This is a genomic window from Photobacterium kishitanii (assembly GCF_003026355.1).
GTDB classification, from domain to species: Bacteria; Pseudomonadota; Gammaproteobacteria; order Enterobacterales; family Vibrionaceae; genus Photobacterium; species Photobacterium kishitanii.
Map to the genome: position 1 here is coordinate 23,311 of NZ_PYON01000025.1, position 20,525 is coordinate 43,835.

Consider the following 20,525-nt stretch of genomic DNA (forward strand, 5'->3'; position numbering starts at 1 on the left):
AAAATATCTTCTTTGATGCGCGCAGTGATATATGTGTGGTTGGTATTGTTAATCGGGTGTAGTTCTAAATATGATCCGACTTTAGAGGCCAGTACGATAACAATAAGTATGGTAACTACAGACTCTATAAATATTAATAATAATGAAGAAGCATCACCGATTGAATTAAAAGTTTTTGAGCTTGAAGATGATTCAATGTTTAATTCGGCATCTTATGATCAATTAGCTTTGAAATATAAAGCAACATTAAAAAGTAATTATATTGAAGATTATGATTATGTTTTGTTACCCAATAAATTTAAGTTTATCGAAAAAATAAAATTAGATGCTGACACGCGTTATATCGGCGTTATGGCGTTTTTTTCGGATAGTGATCATAGTGACTGGAAAAAAGCTGTAAAAGTGAAAACGTTGGGTAGAGATTATCATCTACTTATCTATATAAAAGATAATCAAGTGATGTTGGATAGGGTTGAATAATATGTCATCTAAAAGTCGAGTAATATGGAATGAGGGGTTATTTATAAAGCCTCAACACTTCCAACAACAACAACGATATTTTGAAAGTGTGATTGATGAAAGACTTAATTCTGTTAGTTTATATCTATATGGGATAACAGAATTAAGTTTAAATTTAGAATATTTAAGTTTTGGTCGTATTGCGATTGAGAGAGCTGCTGGAATTATGCCAGATGGCACATCATTTAATATTCCTCAGCAAGATTTATTGCCTGATGCCTTAGAAATAATTGATAGTTCACTTGCGAATCAAATTATTTACTTAACTATTCCATTACGTAGTGATTCACTATCTGAAGTAAGCTGGAATGACTCGATCGGTATAACACGTTATAAATCTCAGCGCGAAGAAGTGCGAGATATTCAGTCCTTACAAGGTGATAGTTGTTTAATCGATGTGAGTTCGACGAGTATCAGATTAATGTTGGGTAAAGATGACCGCAGTGCATATGCTTCTATTGCGATCGCTCGTATTTTAGAAAAACGCCCTGATGGCAGTGTAATGTTGGATGATAATTTCATCCCTTGTCACCTTAATGTGAAAGTTGTGCCTCGCTTGCAGCGTTTTATTGGTGAAATGGCTGGATTAATGCGAGAGCGAGCAAAAAATATTGCATCACGTATTGGTTTATCGAATCAAGGTGGGGTTGCCGATGTTGCTGATTTTATGTTGTTACAAATGTTAAATCGCACTCAACCTAGATTACAGCATATTACGCACTTACGTAGTGTTCATCCAGAAGCGTTATATCAAGAATTGACGTCTATTTGTGGTGAGCTTGCAACGTTTACTGATGAAAGCAGAATGACAGCAGAGTTTGCTAGTTATGATCATGATATGCCAGAGCAAACATTTATGACAGTAATGTCAATGTTGCGTCAAGCGTTAAGTATTGTGCTTGAACCTCGTGCAGTCTCAATTCAGTTACATAAACGTAAATATGGTCTCATGGTGGCTTCGATTCAAGATACTAATCTTGTTGTTGATGCTGAGTTTATATTAGCTGTCCGTGCGCGTATGCCACAAGATGAGTTACGTAAGTTATTCATGCAACAGACAAAAATTGCATCAGTTGAGAAAATTCGTGAGCTTATTTCTTTGCAATTACCTGGTGTTCCATTATCGCCTTTGCCTGTTGCTCCGCGTCAATTGCCTTACCATGCAGGCTACACATATTTCCAGCTTGATAAGACCAGTACAGCATGGGAAATGTTTATCAATTCGAGTGGTTTTGCGTTTCATGTGGCAGGTGATTTCCCTGATCTTGATCTTCAGTTTTGGGCGATTAGGAGTTAATTAGGATGGATAGCGTAGTAAAGAAGTCTGGTCGTATTCGCGAAAGCAGTTATGACGATTTATTGTTTGATAATGTAGATAATATTAATCAAGACCAAGACTTTTGGTTTCAGTTACGTGGGAATAATATTAATGTATTTATTGATGCAGCTACACCATTATTAGGTATGGCTTTACGTATTCGCCGATTAGGAAGTTGCGACAATATTGAAGAAATTTACAATCAAGCAGTCGAAGAAATTAAAGCAATTGAAGTAGAACTAACCGAGCTTGAGTATGAACATGCCGTTATTTTAGCTTATCGCTATATTCTGTGTTCATTTGTTGATGAAGCCGTAATGAGTACATCTTGGGGCGCGGATAGTGCTTGGGCTGAACACTCGCTATTAACTCGGTTTCATAATGAAACTTGGGGAGGGGAAAAAGTTTTCTCTGTGCTTTCTCGATTAGAGGCTGAACCAGAACGGTACCAAGATTTACTTGCATTCATCTATCTTTGTTTGGCTCTAGGGTTTGAAGGTAGATATAAGGTGATGAATAATGGTAAAGAAGCTTTTGATAAAGTATTTGCCAGTCTTTATGAAATTTTGCGTAGGTTAAAAGATAAAGAGCCGCAACCTTTAACATCTGCAACTGAACTCGTGGCTGCGAAAAAATATAAGTTAACGAAGCAAATACCTCTTTGGACTATATTTGCTGGTTTTTCTTTATCTTGGCTCGCTATTTTTATTGTGTATTCTGTTTTATTAAATAATAAATCAATAGATGTTTTAACACAGCTTAATCACATTCTTCAATAGGGCATTATCGTGATCAGAATTGAACTTCCGGTGCTAATTAATAAGTTAAATGCACAAACTAAACTTGCATTGGAACAAGCGGCAGCATTATGTATGAGTCGTGAAAGTAATGAGGTGACGTTTGAACATTTTTTATTTTCTCTTTTAGAAAACCCATTATCTGACGTACGAGTATTAATAAACCACGCTGGTTTAAATAGTGAAATTATTAAACAAACATGTGGTGAAGCAATGCCACATGAAATTGGTAATGATACCTATCCTTCTTTTTCACCTTTATTGGTAGAGTTATTGCAAGAAGCATGGTTACTTGCATCAATTGAAATGAATGAAGTTGAATTACGATCAGGCGTTATATTTTTAGCAGCATTAATACGACCAGATCGTTATTTAGCATTTAATTTAATTAAAGCGTTTGAAAATATTAATCGTGAGTCATTCCGTAAACAATTTTCGTCTTTAGTTATGGAATCATCAGAGACAGCGGTTACTAATACTGCTTTAGCACAAACGACGCCAGCCTTAAGTAATGACAATAGTACCCTTGCTCGTTTTTGTTCAAATTTCACTGAACAAGCCCGCCAAGGAAAATTGGATCCTGTACTTTGTCGTGATAATGAAATTAATCTGATGATTGATATTTTATGTCGACGTCGTAAAAACAATCCAATTGTTGTGGGTGATGCAGGTGTTGGTAAAAGTGCAGTTATTGAAGGACTAGCTTCACGTATTGTGGCAGGAAAAGTGCCAGAGTCACTGCAGCAGGTAGAGCTATGGGCACTTGATCTTGGTTTAATGCAAGCAGGTGCTTCGGTTAAAGGTGAATTTGAAAAACGCCTAAAATCAGTATTAGATGAGGTTAAGCATTCAGCAACACCTATCATTTTATTCATTGATGAAGCCCATACGATGATAGGGGCTGGTAACCAAGAAGGCAGTGGTGATGCTGCTAATTTACTTAAACCTGCTTTAGCTCGTGGTGAACTTTGCACGATTGCTGCGACTACTTGGAAGGAGTACAAGAAGTACTTTGAAAAAGATCCAGCATTAACGCGTCGTTTTCAATTAGTGAAACTTGATGAGCCAACGACAGAGCAAGCTGTTGATATTATGCGTGGCCTCCATAGTGTTTATGAGAATGCGCATAATGTATTGATTAGTGATGATGCGTTACGTGCAGCAGCAGAATTGTCGGCTCGTTATGTCTCTGGTCGTCAACTACCGGATAAAGCGATTGATGTGTTAGATACAGCTTGTGCACGTATTGCGATTAATTTGAGTGCGCCACCACGTCGCATTGCTGAAATAGAGAGCCGTTATCATCAGCGCCAGTTAGAAATAAAGATGATCCATCGTCAGCAGCAATTAGGGCTATCTATAGATGACGATCGTTTAGCTGTCTTGATCGAAGCTGAAAATATAGAACAGACAGAATGTGAGTCTTTGTATCAAGCATGGCAGCAGCAAAAGATATTAGTGACTGATATCATTGAGACACGTAAGCAGATTCTCTCTCCAAGATCAGCATCAATAGCACCAACAGATAAAGTAGAGTTATCTGCTGATGAGTTACGAGATAGATTAGTGGATCTTTATGCTCAGCTTGAGCAAATTCCACATGATGAATTGCTTATTTATCCAGAAGTAGATGCAGCGCAAATTGCTCAAGTCATTGCTGATTGGACAGGAGTACCTGTTGATCAAATGAATACTGATGAATTAACCAAAATTACAGAATTACCACGTATTTTAGGAGAAGCGATTAAAGGTCAAGATGTTGCGATTGCTGGCATTCATCGCCATTTATTAACTGCTCGTGCAGATCTTCGTCGTCCCGGTCGACCAAAAGGGGCTTTCCTATTGGTTGGGCCTAGTGGGGTCGGTAAAACTGAAACTGTAATACAGTTAGCAGAGCAGCTCTATGGGGGGCAGCAATTCTTAACCACAATTAATATGTCAGAGTATCAAGAGAAGCATACAGTGTCTCGCTTAATTGGCTCTCCTCCTGGCTATGTCGGTTTTGGTGAGGGTGGTGTCTTAACAGAAGCTATGCGCAAAATGCCTTATTCGATTGTGTTGCTTGATGAAGTTGAAAAAGCGCACCCCGAAGTATTGAATTTGTTTTATCAAGCTTTTGATAAGGGAGAATTAGCAGATGGTGAAGGCCGTATTATTGACTGCCAGAATATTGTGTTTTTCTTAACTTCGAATCTTGGTTATCAAACCATTGTTGATTATGCCGATCAGCCAGAGTTACTAGAAGAGAAGATGTACCCAGAATTGGCTGCTTTTTTTAAGCCAGCATTATTAGCTCGTATGGAAGTCGTGCCATATTTACCACTTAATAAAGAGGTGTTGGAACAGATTGTTCGCGGTAAGTTATCGCGATTAGAGAAGTTATTAACAACGCGTTATAAAGCTGAGGTGATCATTGAGCCTTGTCTAATTGAAGAGATTTTACGTCGGGCGACACGTGCAGAAAATGGTGCGCGTATGTTAGAAGCGATTATTGAAGGTCAAATGTTACCACCAGTTTCTTTAGACTTATTGAATCGACTTGCTCACCGTGAAGCGATCACTCGCATTCATTTGACGGTAGCGGATGGACAGTTCTGTGGTGAAGTGGAGTAATTGTCATGCAACAATGGCTTCATTGTACATCAGCTTTACTTAGTTATAGAGATAGAGTCAAGCTGACTGATTTTTATAACAATACATTAAAGCAAGAGTTAGCGTTAACGGCCAGTTATGTTGTTTATTTAGCAGATGATGGTCGCAGCTTATTCGTTGCTGATAATAAAGATTGGACATGGGATGTGAGTGATTTCGATCATCCGTTTTCTCATGTATTACAACAAGCATCATTGATTTTACTTGATCATAATCGGTTAGTTTATTGGCAACAGAATGAGCCGTTTAAGCAATTATCTGAATTAGTTGATGATCGTAGTAGTCTATTAATTACACCATTATTAAATAGTGATAAACAAGTTGCAGCTATTCAGGTACTTATTGGGCAGCAGAACATAATTAATGGATTGTTGACTGATGATAATTGGCATGAGTTTAGTGATGCGTTTGTTGCACAATGGATGCTACTCAAAGATATGGAGATGCAGCATTCGCATAAACAACAACTGAGTGATTCTATTGTACGATTAAAAGCCCAGCAACAGGAAAAAAATGCATGGTTAGATATGACATGCAAGCTGATTGGAAGCAGTGCCGTTATGGAGCAGTTGCGTGAACAAATAGCAATGGCTGCTAGCTCTAATCTCACGGTACTTATTCAAGGCGAAACTGGCTCAGGAAAAGAGTTGGTAGCGAAAGCTGTTCATAGCTTGTCATCTCGTCGAAATAAACCTTTTGTTGCAATTAATTGTGCTGCAATCCCTGAAAATTTACTAGAAAGTGAGTTATTTGGTTATGAGAAAGGGGCATTTACAGGTGCACTGACAAGCCGTAAAGGGTTGATTGCTCAAGCTGATGGCGGTTCATTATTTCTAGATGAAATGGGTGAGTTACCATTGGCTTTGCAAGCTAAATTATTGCGAGTATTGGAAACATACCAGTATCGGCCTTTAGGATCGAATAAAGAGCAATCTTCGAACTTTCGTTTAATCGCGGCAACCCATGTTAATTTACGTCAAAGTGTGAATAGTGGGGGGTTCCGACAAGATCTTTATTATCGTATATATCAATACCCATTATTGGTGCCAAATCTGAATAGTCGGTTGGTGGATATTGATGAGCTAGCAACTTATTTTATCCGTCAGTATAACGATCGTGAGCAGCGTAATATTTTAGGGTTGTCACCATTGGCACTTAATAAGCTTAAGAGCTTGAATTATCCAGGTAATGTACGTGAGCTACGTTCGTTAATTGAATTTGCTTGTGTACAAACTCAATGTGGAGCTTTGATTATAAAATCGGCGTTTATTGCCAAGTTACCATTAGATATAAAAATGTCGGTGAAGGAACTTGTTGTTAATGGTAATGACTTTTCTGCGATTAATGATTTACGAAACGCCTTAGAGTCTTACGAAAAAGCCATTATTCGCAATCGATTAGAACAGTATAACGGTGATCGTGCGAAGGCTGCCGAAAGCTTAGGTCTACCTAAACGTACGCTGGCACATAAATGTCAAAAGCTGGAGATCCAGATCAGATGATAATGAAATGGATCGTACTATCGTCAAGCCTGACCTTTGCGTCAGGCTTAGTATCGGCACAACCAATTTTATCAGTGACATTCGCTCAGGCTAATCAATGCCGAGATATTGAATCAAAGCTTGAACGTTTACAGTGTTTTGATGAGGTTTTTAAGACTCCTGTTACAGCAGTTAAAACGCCGACTAGTCTTAATACTGTGCAATATCCATCATCATGGATACGTGCTGTAAATAGTGAAAAAAGTCGAGGGGATACAAAAGGATTTATTTTTAATCAACAAGATAAAGATAACGAATTATCGCGTATGTGGTTAACAGAAACTGCGACGAATATTTCATTGCAAGGTAAGACTTCAATGGCTCCAATTCTGATGTTGACTTGTTTTGAAAAAATTAGCCGTATTCAGTTAATTTTACCACAACCAATTCAAGCCGGACGAGTCACCATATCAATTCCAGGATCACCTGTCGTGACGCAGGATTGGATCAGTGATAATAGTGGGTATTTATTGCGTTCAGGTCGTGGCATTCCTGCAATTGATGTAATTAAAGCGATGATTTCTGCACCACAACTGATATTACGATCCGATGTGGCAGGTATCGATAATTTAGAGTTTGATAATAAAAATCTTGCTGAGGTTATTAAACCAATGCGAGAAATTTGTCGTTGGTAGGAGTATTAAATGTCAATGACAAGTTTTAGAGAGCAACTGATCGCTCCGATAATGGTGGATAACCCTGTTGGTGAGCGTTTGAGAGATGATCCTCAGCTGAATTTTGTTGATAGTCAGATGATGAAAGTGGGTTCACTTTCTCATGGCGAAGTGCAATGGGAAGAAGTTGAAAATAGTGTCATCAGTTTACTCTCGACAAAAACGAAAGATATCAAGTTGCTCACAGTGTTAATGCAGTGTTTGCAACATAAAGCTACGCCGGAGCGTTTCACTCTATCTATTGGTGTGTTAGTAGACTTTATCTCGCATTTTTGGTTTGAATGTCAACCTATACCTGGTGAACGAGGCGCAGTCCACCGTAAAAAGTTTTTTAATCAAATTTGCCAGCGAACGTATGTTGCTGCTGATAAATTAGATAGTGCCTTATTTGATATTGAGCTTAAAGCAAAGTTAGAAACATTGTTGCAAGAGCTTTGTATACAGGCTGAAGAGCTAATTTTATCTGTAGATGTTGTTAATGATATCAGTGCGCGTTTACGGCATAAATTAGCTCAAGTGAGTAGTATCTCTAAAGTTGAAACGCCAAAGGCAAGCGTAACTTCAGCGGTAGATTCGTCTAATTCTAATAATGTGACGGCAGCAGTATCTGCAGTGCCGATGCCTAATTTAGATATCGATAGTGGTAGTGAGCGTAGTTTTAAAATGTCACTCCTGAAAGCTGTTGACTGTCTTTCTGAGCTTGGTTGTGATGGCGTGATGTTAAGCCTCCGTATTCGTCGTTTTGCAATGTGGTATTCAATTCATAGTTTACCTGATGCCAATGTGAATGGAGAAACGCAGTTAATGCCAGTTTCATTAGATCGTATTAGTGATTATGAAGAAGGTTTACAGCGTGGGGCTGATATTGAATTGTGGCGTCGAGTAGAAGAAAGTTTAACTAAAGCTCCTTATTGGTTAGATGGACATTTCTTAAGTTATCGTATCGCAATAGCATTGGGACAAGATATGTGGGCTGCGATTATTAAAGATGAATTACAACGTTTTATTCAACGGCTACCAGCATTGAAAACCTGTTCATTTAAAGGGTTAGTGCCTTTTATTAGTGAAGTGAGCTTGAAGTGGTTAGATAGTTCTGTTGGCAATGTAAAGGTTGATGAAGCGGTTCAAATGGGCAGTTGGAATGAGAAACGTGATGAAGCGCTTGCACTAGCACTTGAAGAGGGAATTGCTCCTTCTCTCAAAATGCTTAATGACGGGTTATCACAAGCAACTGAACCGAGAGATGCTTTTTATTGGCGTTTGTTATCAGCTGATGTGATGAAGAAAAACGCATTGCCAGCAATGGCATCAGAGCAATATCAGACTTTATATCGTCAAGTAAATGAAATGTCGGTTACGGAATGGGAACCGTCATTAATTGAACAAATTAAAAATAATATTGCAGCAGAATAACCACAGGGAAAATATAAAATGTGGAATTTAATAAGATCAATCGGCTTAAGATTAGTTTCAAGTATTAAAATATCATTACCTGTGATTACATTAGTTACATTTATTTTAATTAATGTAGCTATCTGGTGGGCGGGTCCCTGGTTAGATATTTATGGTCAACAACCTTTAGTTACTGTTACATCTCGTGTAGTGCTAAGCATTATTTTCTCGTTGTGCTGTTTTACAGTATGGGGAGGTATGCAATGGCGTAGCTTGCAACGTATTAATAAAGATAAAGCCCGCGAAGAGGTTTTACTTGAAGATCCTATTAAGCGGTTAGAAGCTCGTCAACAGGTCGAGCTTAACCAAGTAATGGGAGAGCTAAAACAAAATTTAAATAAGCGTAATTATCTTTATAGTTTGCCTTGGTATTTAGTCTTAGGATTAGAAAATGCGGGTAAAACAAGTTTAATTAATCGTTCTAGTCAGAATTTTGTTTTCTCTAGTGTAATGCGAGCATCAGGAAAAAAGAGCGAAAATCCATATTCTTTTGATTGGTGGATCGGTGATGATGCTGTGTTAATTGATCCTGATGGCGAATTACTGACACAACGCCAAAATGAAGAGAATAATGATGGAGAGATGGAACGGCGTTTATGGCTTAATTTTGTTAATTGGCTAGAAAAAACGCGTTCACAACGACCATTAAATGGGGTCGTTATTGCACTTGATATTGAGCACCTTGCGAGTTCAACTGTTGCTGAGCGTCGTGCATATGCTAATTTATTACGTGCTCGCTTACGTGAGTTGATGGAGATCTTATCAACACGAATGCCAGTATATATCGCATTGACTAAATTGGATCTTTTACATGGTTTTGAACCTTATTTTCGAAATTATACCCAAAGTCAACGTGAAGAGGTCATGGGATTTACTTTTTCACTGGATACTGTAAAAGATTTTGATCACTGGTTAGCTGAATTTGACCAAGACTACATTCAGTTTATTGAACGGATTAATGATTCTTTACCATTGGCGTTACGTCATGCTGTTGATACTGAAGATCGTACTGCTATTTATAGTTTTTCTCGTCAAGTAGCAGGGTTACATGATGTATTAAAGCAGTTACTAGTAGATGCTTTTGCTAGTGATCAGTTTTCAACACCCGCGTTAATTCGTGGTATTTACTTTATGTCTGTTTATCAGCAAGGAGTACCCACTAATGCATTTGTTGATGCTGCATCTCGTCGTTATGGTTTATCAAATACAATTAATAGCGCTCAACTGTCTAAAAACTCAACCACCTTTTTTGTAAAGAGACTTTTTAATGAGATTATTTATCCAGAAGCGGGTATTGCATCTGACAGCTTGCGTGTTATTCGCCATAAGAGAAAAGTGTTATCGATGTCGGTATTAGCCTGCAGTATTGCATCTGTATTATTAATTGGTGGTTGGCAACGTTATTATAGACAGAATATTGCTCATGAAAATGCAGTACTAAAGCAAGTCAGCTTATTTAAAGAGGAATATTCGGACGCTAAATTGATGCGCTCAGAGCAAGAGTTGTTAGGACCATTAAATTCAATTCGTCAAGCAACATTAGAGTTTGGAGTGTTTCAAGATAAGCCTAAGTATTTATCTGATATGGGACTTTATCAAGGTCATAAGATCGGACCAAAAGTTGAAGAGACCTATTTAGGATTACTACAGTTTCGGTTCTTACCTGCTTTAATGAAACAGTTAGCTGTGGATATTAAGAGTGCTAATTCAGAGCAACAAGAGTTATCAGCATTACGGGTCTTTAGAATGTTGACTGATCAAAGTGGACGTCAAGATGATGTTGTAAAAAGGTATTTTGCACAAGTGTGGCAGAAAAACTTTCCTAATGACGCTAAAACTCAAGATCAATTACTTGCACATTTGAACTATTCGTTAGCACATACTGATTTACAAGGTCTTCGCAATCACGGTAATAAAAATGCGATTTCGATAATGAGTCCGTATGATAATTTAATCGAGAGAACTCAACAGGATCTAAGTTCAGTGGATTTGGCTGATCGTGTTTATAACAACTTAAAACGTACGGCAGATCAAACATTAGGTGCGCCTCTTAATATAAAAAAAGCAGTCGGTCCTGTATTTGAGGTGGTTTTTGGTCAGCGCGCACAAGATGATGCTCTAAACATTCCACAGTTATTAACGACCAAAGGTTTTAATAGTTACTTTTTACCTAAAATCGAATTATTGTCAGATGTAGCATTGACTGACAGTTGGGTATTAGGTGAGTCAACAGTGGCTAAGTTTAGTTCAGAAGATAAACAAGTGTTACGCCAAAAGATCCGTGATTTGTATGTTGATGATTATGTAAACACATGGCAACTAGGCTTAAATAATATCGACATTAAATACTTTTCAGATATTAATGAAGCAGTAACTGTTTTGGGTAATATTGTTGGTCATAAACAGCCAATAGAGCGTTTTATTAAAATTGTTGATATAAATACTCAGTTATTTCCAAAATTGCCTGAAAATGATAAGGCAAGGATGGTGTTGATGGCAACGCCGCAATATAAAGTAGCATCAATGATTGCAACACCGTTTACTGAGATAGATTCAATTTTGGATAATAATGGTAAACAACCTGCATATCTACAAGAAGTGATGGCCTCAGTACAACAACTTTATCATTATATGAAAGCGATTCAAGATGCACCTGACAAAGGTAAGGCGGCTTTAGAAGCAACGAAAGAGCGATTAGCATTAAAGGATAACGACCCTATTTATGCATTACAACAGATGGCTACTAATTTACCGAAACCGCTTGATAGTTTAGTTAAAGATATCGCAGATGAAAGTTGGTATGTGGTTAGGCAAGAAGCGATTAAATATGTTGAAGTTCGTTGGCAGCGTGATGTATATAAGGAATATAAAGAAAAACTTGCTTCACGTTATCCATTCAATAGTAATGCATCGAAAGATGTGTCATTAAAGGATTTTGAAGTTTTCTTTGCGCCTGGTGGTACATTGGATACTTTTTATAATAATGACTTGAAATTATTTATTGATGATAATCTTTCAATGGATATGAATAGTGGTGATAAACAGTCATTATTACGTAGTGATGTGCTTAAACAATTTGCAAATGCGAAAAAAATTCAACAAGCTTTCTTTAACCGTAAAGGTATATTAGATGTTGAGTTTACGCTTGAGCCAATTAATTTAAGTGCTAATCAACGCCGTAGTGTAATTAATGTTGATGGTCAATATGTTGAGTACAGCCATGGCTCTCGTCGACCAGTAGAGCTGATTTGGCCCAATACACTACGTGAAACTGCAGTATCTAAATTATCATTAGTTCCTGCGTCGGAGAATTTATCGCCACGTGCAATTACGATTCAAGGACCATGGGCATTTTTCCGCCTTCTTGAACGAGGGCAGGTTGTAGGTGCTAGTGAAACGAGTGTTGATTATAGATTCGCTATTGATAATGGTGATGTGATTTATCGTTTAAATACTGAAGTGGATGCTAACCCGTTTACATCATTACTATTTAAGAACTTTAAATTGAGTAAGACACTTTATTAATTAAGTTTATTTATTGTATCTAAAAATTTATAAAATGATAAAAAGCTGCCTTGTGCAGCTTTTTTTATATATGTATTCCACTAATTAATTACATTAAATCATTCGAATAATTGTAATCGGCTCTTATCTTATTTCGAACTGTGTACGATAGAAAAGTTTCAGTGAGCTGCTACAGACTTAACCTGAAAACTTGGTTAACTCATAGATATAAATATATTTAGTGTTAAGTACCACTATTGTATCCATAGTATCGTGTCAACAGTATGAGTAATGAGCAATACAGCCCATTACTCTATTTATTATTTTAGAAACAATTGTTGATATTATTTGTTGGTGTCCAGTTGCTGCCATCGTCAGAGCAATATTCTTTATGGATGCCATTAAAATAATCATCTGATTTATGGAATTTTTTACTAATTAGATCTCGAGTGATGTTAACACTATGATCAGCTTCTTGAATGGTATAACTACGCCAAGCACTATTTGCTGAGTGTATAGACGTATCTGAAAAATCAGTACTAATAAAGTTGAAGATGTTTAAATCATTAGCGGTAATATTATTCAAATTCCCTTTCAAATTAAGAAATTGTTCACCTTCATTTAATGAATTACCACTATAACTGAAATAGCCACGGTAACTAATATTATCAACATTATATTCAACTTCGACATCTTGTTGATTTAAATGTTGAGTATCAGCGACAGTTAATTGACTACATGCTGCTAAGTTAGGTTGATTTGAATCGGCATAAGTGTTGCTGATTTGATAAGAGGGATTACTATTTTGAGCGATTGATTCTCGAATAGTACAACCACCTTGTTCAAACTCATTGGCGTATGAGAAACGGATACCGTCACGTTGTAATGAATATACGCGATCTAAATGTACATCCCTAATGATAGTAGATAGATCATCACTTACTTCATAGATACTTTTTGTACTTTCAGATTCTTTATCTGAGATTGTGCGATAAACAGTTTCTTCTTTATGCCAAGTTTTATCATCAGGATCACCATTGTAGCTCCATGGCCCTTGATAATATTCAACGCTAGCTAGCCATGCGTTAGGGTGTTTTTTTTCAAGTGCAATAGTATCTTGATATGATTTTTTTAAAGAAGGAACTAAAGCAACGGCAATGTCATGCAGTTCAGCATTACCAGAAGCAATGAAATCACCGTAGAGTTCATCAGCGGTAACACCATAACGTTGTGCTAATCGTTGTTCTTGTTCTAATAATCGGTTTTGAATGTTGCTGCGTATTTCCGATTGTTCTTTGACCGTTTTACAACTTAGTTGTTGCTTATCTTGACGTAATTCTCGTTCGATGGTGGACCATAATACGGTTGTTAAAGGGGTGATGTTTTTGATATCAGTATTCGATGAAATAATGATATTTGGTGGAATAACCATTTGGTAAGCCTCAGTTATTTCGCCAAGATCTTCATCAATCGCACCAACAGGAACATCAACAATCGTTGGTACATAGTCAGAACAAGACGCATCGTTAGCATCAAGGACAATATTAAAATTACCACCAGCTGTTGTTATAGCGTAGGGTTCACCAGAATCTCGTTTATTATTGTAGTTTAAATCAAGATATACCGTTGCACCGACAACATAGCCATCAATTGCTTTACCAGAGATTGATGTGAAATTTGTTGTTTCTTCAGAACTATTGCCACCACCACAAGCAGATAGAACTAGAGTTGATGATATAGCAAGAGCAAGAGGTGTGACTTTCATTAATTATTCCTTAATAGAATGAAAATATTACAAGTTAAGATATAAGGTTGGATAGTAAAAAATAATCGCGGAATAATACTGCTAATGATGAATATTAGTAGTATGTAATTTTATAAAATTGTGATCTAACTCGCAATTAATAAAGACATCAATTATCGTTATTAATTATTGGTTATTTTATACAGATGAAGAGCTTATCTTAATATGCTGGTGGTTTTATATTGGTGAGTTAAGTAATTATTCCCCCCTATTTTTTATATGACGTTTTAGCATTAACGTCTGAACAACATGGTTATCTGTTTGTTAGAACCGAGAAGTAGGATACTTAGTTAATGTGTGACAATATATTTTCTATTAATAAATATATATTCATAAGAGGTGGGTTGAAATGATTAAAAATGTATTTACTACAGAGTAAAACCGTACTTTATTAATATATATAGTTCAATCTATGTTAATAACTATAATTGAATATTTATCTATTAGTGAATTAGGAAAAAAGAAAATAATTTATAATATAGCCTAATTACTATTATTCACTGCTGAAATAGTAATTCATTCTTTGTTCAGAAAAGATATGTTTTTATTTGTATGTCAAATTCATCTTATCTTTAATCAATATTTAAAATAACGAGCATATTCGATTTATGTCTAGGTCTAAAACGACAACACTGAGCAAGTTTACTAATTATCGTTTTTTAGGGCTTGCAGGGCTTTCATTAGTGGCTGTTGCTGTAATAATGGCAAATTATCACCGCTCGCCGTCGCATTCTATCGAAGGTCCTGTTTCGATATCGGCGCCAGCCCATAAAGATAATACTGTATTACCATCAACTACAACGCTTCCAGCGAAGTCTGGTACTGATGCTGCATCATTAGCGACAGACGCGCACCAAGCAGTCTCGAATACCGCAGACAAGGCCATTAAAAAATCAACGGTGCCAGTCATTGACGACAGTGTTAGCAATGAGCCTAGTTACCAATATACCATTAAGCCTGGTGATACACTGAGTGAGATTTTTGCTCACGAGAAGATTCCATATTCTGTTATGTATTCTATCATTTCAGCTGATCGTAATTTTAAGGTTGCCGATCTAAATGCAGGAAATGTTGTACGTTTTTGGATTGATAGCGCCAATCACCAATTAACAAAATTCCAGCTTCAACTTAGCCTTGCTGAAAATATTGAATATACCCTTACGCCAAAAGGTAATTACGAAGCCAAAAAAACAGTACTAAAAGGCGTATGGCATGATGCTGTTATCACTGGCACTATTGATGGTAGTTTTTTATCTTCAGCCAAAAAAGCGGGATTGCAATACAGTGATGCAACTCAAATCATCAATCTTCTACAAAATAAAGTGAGTTTCAATCATCTCAAAGTTGGCGATAAATTTGAGGTCGTCACTAACAATAAATTCATAGGCAGTACGCCAACAGGTGATAACCAAATACTTGCTGTACGTATTTATACTAAAAAAGACGTAATTTCAGCTTATAGTGATGGTCATGGCAATTTTTACGACCAACACGGTGAAGGTTTACAACCGGCCTTACTACGCTGGCCAACCGCTATTCATTATCGTATTACTTCACCATTCAGTTTAGCTCGCGTTAATCCAGTATCAGGCATTCTTGAACCACATTATGGTGTCGATATCGGTGCGCCTTCTGGTACTCATGTATTAGCGACAGGGACAGGTGTGGTTACACGTGTTGCGTACCAAAAATATGCGGGTAACTACATCAATATTCGGTATAACAAAACATATAGTGCACGCTTCCTTCACAATAGTCGTATTTTGGTTAAAAAAGGCCAGCATGTAACACGTGGTCAAGTTATTGCCTTATCCGGTGCGACAGGGGAGGTTACTGGGCCACATGTTCACTATGAACTGCATATTGACGGAAAACCAGTCAACCCAATGACAGCTAAAATACCGCTAGCAACATCAGTGTCACCTAAAGAAAAGCAGGCATTTGAAGAACGTGTCGCTCAATATAATAAAATGATGTCAACAGAGAGTGGTGAGCCAACTTCAAATATTAAACTTGCTAATAAATAATTAAGAAAACAAGTACGGATAAAAGCCCTCATATTGAGGGCTTTTTTATTAATATGTGGTTACAGATTTTTTGATAAATAATTATATAGTATCTATGCATGCTAATTAAATATTGAACTTAATCGTATGCTAAACTTTAAAGCAATAGAATATTATAATTGTTTTTAATAATTATATGGTTATATCTATTGTAAACTTAGTTATTTTACTTGGGGTGTAGTGAGTTTGGTTAAATTAATAGTCAGTTAAATTACGTGTAATAATTTAATAAAATTGCAAAGAAATAAAAATAAATGCGAATTCAATCACATTTTCAGTATGGGTTAATATTCTGGTGTGAGTCTGGATGTTAAAAAATATACAAATACTTAGTTATATTAAATTATGAGATTTAATTAGTTATCTCTAATGACTAGAGTTGTTTTAAATTTGCGCATGGAAGCTTTTATGATGATTTTAGATAAGTCAAATATCTCTGTTAGCACTAAGAATTCTTTATTTATGGAAAGGGATCAGTGTGGTAAAAATAAAAGTGAAATACTACAAGAAATTGGACAGTTGTTAGAAGTAACAGTTAAAGATAGTGTTCATAAAACTGTAAATATTAATTCATTTTTATATTGGATTAAGCCTGCTATATTACATAATCAATATATATTAATTGATAGTAAAGGAAGTATTGAACCTATCGGGTATCTTATTTGGGCTTGGGTTGATAATAAAACTCTTTTGGGATATTTAAATAATGATCATTTTATTCTACATCCAATGTGTTGGAATGAAGGTAACAATTTAATTATAGTTGATTTTCTATGTACAGAAAAACCATATACGTTATCTGTAATTAAGAAATTATATCGAAATGCAAGGTATAAAGCATTTATATCATGCAGAGATATAAATATCTGCATTAGAGATAAATCAGGTTTAGTCATAAAACACAATAGGAAATAACTTATGAGTGTTAAAACAATATCGGTAAGGAAAATAAAAAAGTTAAATTTTATTGAAACAGGTTTACCTGAGATATCTTTTTCTTCATTTGATACTTTTCGATTAATAGGAGCAGAACTTGCTTGGTTCAATAGTGATTTATTAAAAAAATATAATATTAATGGTTCAAAAGAAGAGATAGAAGCGTTTTTATTAAACGAATATTCTTATGTGTCCCCAAACTATTTAAATTCAAATCGTTTAATCATTAATGAATGTAAAACTTTTTGGGCCGATCGTTATGGTTCTAGACATGAAGTTTGTAATGGTGGTAGTGCTCGTTGTGGATTTGATGGTGTTTTTCAAGTCAAGGGTATTGGTATAACACCACTATTAGCACAAAATATGAGTAAGTCACATTCTCATGGCAAACTGTTTTTAGATGAGGCTATTTCTGAAGCTATTTGGGGTGAAATTTGTCATCGACACTTACCTTATGGATCGATTAGAACTTTAGCTATTATCAAAACAAATGTTCAAGAAGAGTTCTCATATTTAGGTAATAGTCCAAAGAAACCATGTGCTTTAGCGATAAGAGAGTTTTCTATTCGCCCTGCACATTTTGAAAGAGCCACTTTTTTTTGGCCTTTACCTGAATATATTTCTTTAAGAAATGATGATGCAGATCGAGTAAGAGAATGTATTAATTATTTACCGATCTCATTAGGTGTTAGTGATTCAACGTTATCGTCTAAAAAGGAGTTATTTGATTGTTTAAAAAGCTTTGTAGTTCGTATAGCAAAACAAATAGCATATTCTAGAGTAAAGGGAATACCACATGGCTCTTTGACTAGCTCCAATATTAGTATTGATGGTCGTTTTCTTGATTTCGGAACGATTACTGCAGTACCTGATTTTGGTAATTATGTTCTGGCTGATGGTGTAGGTGCAGTTTGGGACGATCATATTTTAATAACTAATTGGTTGAAGAATTTATTTTTAAATATAGATAGTTATTCTATTCTCAATGATGCTTTATCTAATAGTTTAGTTCAGGAGTTAGTGAGATTTTTTCTTGATGAACTCGAATATCAAGAAAATTATGCAATTTTAGAAGAACTTGATGTTAAGAATAAAAGTAAAGATAACTTAATATTAGCAGGTGATATAAAAAGAAATTTGATCTCTCGACATAGAATAAATATCGGTGATTTTTGCGCTGAAGATTTTAAAAGTAAGATTGTTAATCTAGCAAAAGAAAAGAGGTTGAAAATAGGTAATGTTAAGTTTGAACTTCGAGATTTAAAATATTCATCATTTACTATTTTTAATGATGAATACTTAAGTAAGACAAAATATTCAAATGAATCAATCAACAGATTAATTGCCAATTATTGTTAAGGTGTCGAATAGTGTTTGATTTTCTTGAGCTAATTTTAATTTCAACATCATCAATAACATTATTTACAACGGTTGTATTATTGGTGTTTTATAAGTATGGAAAAGAACAAGTAAATGTTAAGATATTACCATCAGTGTCTGTTTTTGTTCCTTATTATAATGAAGATTCTGATGTTTTATTAAAAACATTATCTTATTTAGATAATCAAGAATATCCATTACTGCTTGAAGTTTTAATAATAGATGATGGGTCAACGAATGACAGTAAAAAAGCTGTTGAGCAATGGTTAAACGTTCCAAGGCGACAAAAGTACTTATTAATAAACAAACATAAAAATAATGGGCGTAAAGGTTTTGCGTTGGATTATGCTCTCAGCTTAGAGATTGCAACAGGAGATGCTTATGTCATTGTTGATAGTGATACGTTTATTCAATCTGATGGGATTAAAGAATTAGTCAGTAAATTATGGTCTGATGATAGATACGCTGCAGTGTGTGGATATATAACTCCTAATAATTATAAAGATAGTTTTATTGGTCTCCTTCAGCATTATGAGCACATAAGTTTTTATGGTGCAATTAGATCGGCACAAGATAAGTTGGGATGTGTTCCCGTGTTAGCTGGTGCTTTTGTGGCACATCGCGCATCAATTATAAAAGATCTTGGTGGTTGGAGTGAATGGTTAGTAGAGGATATTGCTTGGTGTTGGAAAGCAATATCGAATGGATATAAAACAGGGTATGCGCCAAAAGCAAAAGCTTCAACACAATGTCCAATTGATTCTAAAGGTTTGTTTAATCAAAGGCGCAGGTGGGCGAGAGGACGAGTAGAGGCGTTTGTTGTCGCTTGGAAGACTCATTGGTTTGCTGGTATATGCTCAACGCCTTGGTTCTTTATTACAGCATCACAATATATTTTCCCATCAAGTTTAATTTTATTGGGACTTATGCTGGTATTTCATATTTGGATCCCTCTTATTCTTGGTGGAATAAATATGATCGTTTATTTAATTCTGCTTCATTTGTATATCAAAGAGAACGATTTGCAACGAGAGTTAACAACGAGTCAAATATTAAAAGCACCTTTGTTTTCATTAGTATTGGAGTCGATAACGTGGTTGCCAAATTTATTAGGATATATAGACGAAATTTTAAGGAAAAAGAAAATATGGTTAACAAGATAAATAGTCTTTTAACCTTTAATGAGCACAGTACTCTTTTACTGTAATTAATAGAAAGGGAATTATTATGTATAACTTAAATGCGAATGAGATATTGATGGTCGATGGTGGTGGGGATGGTGGCGTTGCTACTTCATATAGAATTATAAATGCTAATGACATAAAAAACTTTGGACAGTGGATTGCTAGCAATTCTGCATGGTCAGCAATATCAGGTAATCGTGGAAATTTTTCAAATAATTCAGGTGTAGGTACAGGAACGAGCCAATCATATGGAGGAAGCGGACTTTCAGTTGGCGGTCAAATGATGGGGGCTGGAAGAAACTTCTAGTTTTAAGTTAGATATAAACATATAGGCGGTAGATAATATATTAACTACCGTTTATATGAGGTTGATTAATTATGTTTATACTTAATAATAATATTAATGTTATTATTTATATAATAAAATCGATATTTTTGGCATTTTTATTAGCATTTATATCGATTAGTATTATTATGTTATTTTTTGATTTTATTGATAAATCTAGCCCTTCTGAAATTTTAGGTCTAATTGACGTGTTTGGGATTATAGTTGTTTCGCCTTTGATTGAAACTATTATAATTTTAATTATAGTTAATTTTATGAGAAAATTTATATCTAACTTAATATTAATATCTATTATGATTTCATTATTTTTTGCTATATTACATTCTATGACGAATAAATTTTGGGGATTTGT

The 20,525-nt window shown here is 35.5% G+C and carries 14 protein-coding genes; 13 read left to right on the top strand and 1 reads right to left on the bottom strand.

All coding sequences use genetic code 11. The annotated features are described in order from the left end of the window. Nucleotides 1-15: 15 nt before the first annotated feature. Genes tssJ through tssM form a run of 8 tightly spaced genes read left to right on the top strand, consistent with a single transcriptional unit; the run spans nucleotide 16 to nucleotide 12,478 of the window. Complete coding sequence (gene tssJ / locus C0W29_RS19460; RefSeq protein ID WP_045044610.1) at nucleotides 16-480, top strand: type VI secretion system lipoprotein TssJ; 465 nt, start codon at nucleotides 16-18, stop codon at nucleotides 478-480. Between the two features lies 1 nt (nucleotide 481). After that, entirely contained in the window at nucleotides 482-1,816 is a 1,335-nt protein-coding gene (gene tssK, locus C0W29_RS19465; protein WP_045044611.1) for a type VI secretion system baseplate subunit TssK, read from the top strand. Nucleotides 1,817-1,821: 5 nt separating this feature from the next. Beyond that, nucleotides 1,822-2,616 (top strand): type IVB secretion system protein IcmH/DotU, encoded by a 795-nt coding sequence (icmH, locus tag C0W29_RS19470; RefSeq protein ID WP_045044612.1) that lies wholly within the window; start codon nucleotides 1,822-1,824, stop codon nucleotides 2,614-2,616. A gap of 9 nt (nucleotides 2,617-2,625) precedes the next feature. Then, nucleotides 2,626-5,247, top strand: coding sequence for a type VI secretion system ATPase TssH (gene tssH / locus C0W29_RS19475; protein ID WP_045044613.1), 2,622 nt, complete (start codon nucleotides 2,626-2,628; stop codon nucleotides 5,245-5,247). A 5-nt stretch (nucleotides 5,248-5,252) separates the two neighbouring features. After that, a complete protein-coding gene (locus C0W29_RS19480) occupies nucleotides 5,253-6,788 on the top strand; it encodes a sigma-54 interaction domain-containing protein (RefSeq protein WP_045044614.1) in 1,536 nt (511 codons plus the stop codon). Continuing rightward, entirely contained in the window at nucleotides 6,758-7,462 is a 705-nt protein-coding gene (gene vasI / locus C0W29_RS19485; RefSeq protein WP_235862039.1) for a type VI secretion system-associated protein VasI, read from the top strand. Before C0W29_RS19480 ends, vasI begins: the two co-directional genes overlap by 31 nt. Before the next feature lie 9 nt (nucleotides 7,463-7,471). After that, a complete protein-coding gene (gene tssA, locus C0W29_RS19490; RefSeq protein ID WP_045044615.1) occupies nucleotides 7,472-8,914 on the top strand; it encodes a type VI secretion system protein TssA in 1,443 nt (480 codons plus the stop codon). 18 nt (nucleotides 8,915-8,932) lie between these two features. Continuing rightward, nucleotides 8,933-12,478 (top strand): type VI secretion system membrane subunit TssM, encoded by a 3,546-nt coding sequence (gene tssM, locus C0W29_RS19495; RefSeq protein ID WP_045044616.1) that lies wholly within the window; start codon nucleotides 8,933-8,935, stop codon nucleotides 12,476-12,478. A gap of 304 nt (nucleotides 12,479-12,782) precedes the next feature. Here the strand turns inward: tssM and C0W29_RS19500 are convergent, their stop codons facing one another. Next, a complete protein-coding gene (locus tag C0W29_RS19500) occupies nucleotides 12,783-14,222 on the bottom strand; it encodes a hypothetical protein (protein ID WP_045044617.1) in 1,440 nt (479 codons plus the stop codon). Nucleotides 14,223-14,869: 647 nt separating this feature from the next. On the opposite strand from C0W29_RS19500, the gene C0W29_RS19505 reads away from it, so the two are divergent. From C0W29_RS19505 to C0W29_RS19525, 5 genes are all read left to right on the top strand, one after another. Next, nucleotides 14,870-16,288 (top strand): peptidoglycan DD-metalloendopeptidase family protein, encoded by a 1,419-nt coding sequence (locus C0W29_RS19505; protein WP_065191307.1) that lies wholly within the window; start codon nucleotides 14,870-14,872, stop codon nucleotides 16,286-16,288. 447 nt (nucleotides 16,289-16,735) lie between these two features. Beyond that, nucleotides 16,736-17,242 (top strand): toxin-activating lysine-acyltransferase, encoded by a 507-nt coding sequence (locus C0W29_RS19510; protein WP_036789808.1) that lies wholly within the window; start codon nucleotides 16,736-16,738, stop codon nucleotides 17,240-17,242. A 3-nt stretch (nucleotides 17,243-17,245) separates the two neighbouring features. Then, nucleotides 17,246-18,622 (top strand): protein adenylyltransferase SelO family protein, encoded by a 1,377-nt coding sequence (locus C0W29_RS19515; RefSeq protein ID WP_045044618.1) that lies wholly within the window; start codon nucleotides 17,246-17,248, stop codon nucleotides 18,620-18,622. A gap of 11 nt (nucleotides 18,623-18,633) precedes the next feature. Continuing rightward, a complete protein-coding gene (locus C0W29_RS19520) occupies nucleotides 18,634-19,806 on the top strand; it encodes a glycosyltransferase family 2 protein (RefSeq protein WP_045044619.1) in 1,173 nt (390 codons plus the stop codon). A gap of 64 nt (nucleotides 19,807-19,870) precedes the next feature. Beyond that, a complete protein-coding gene (locus C0W29_RS19525) occupies nucleotides 19,871-20,134 on the top strand; it encodes a hypothetical protein (protein WP_045044620.1) in 264 nt (87 codons plus the stop codon). Nucleotides 20,135-20,525: the final 391 nt, after the last annotated feature.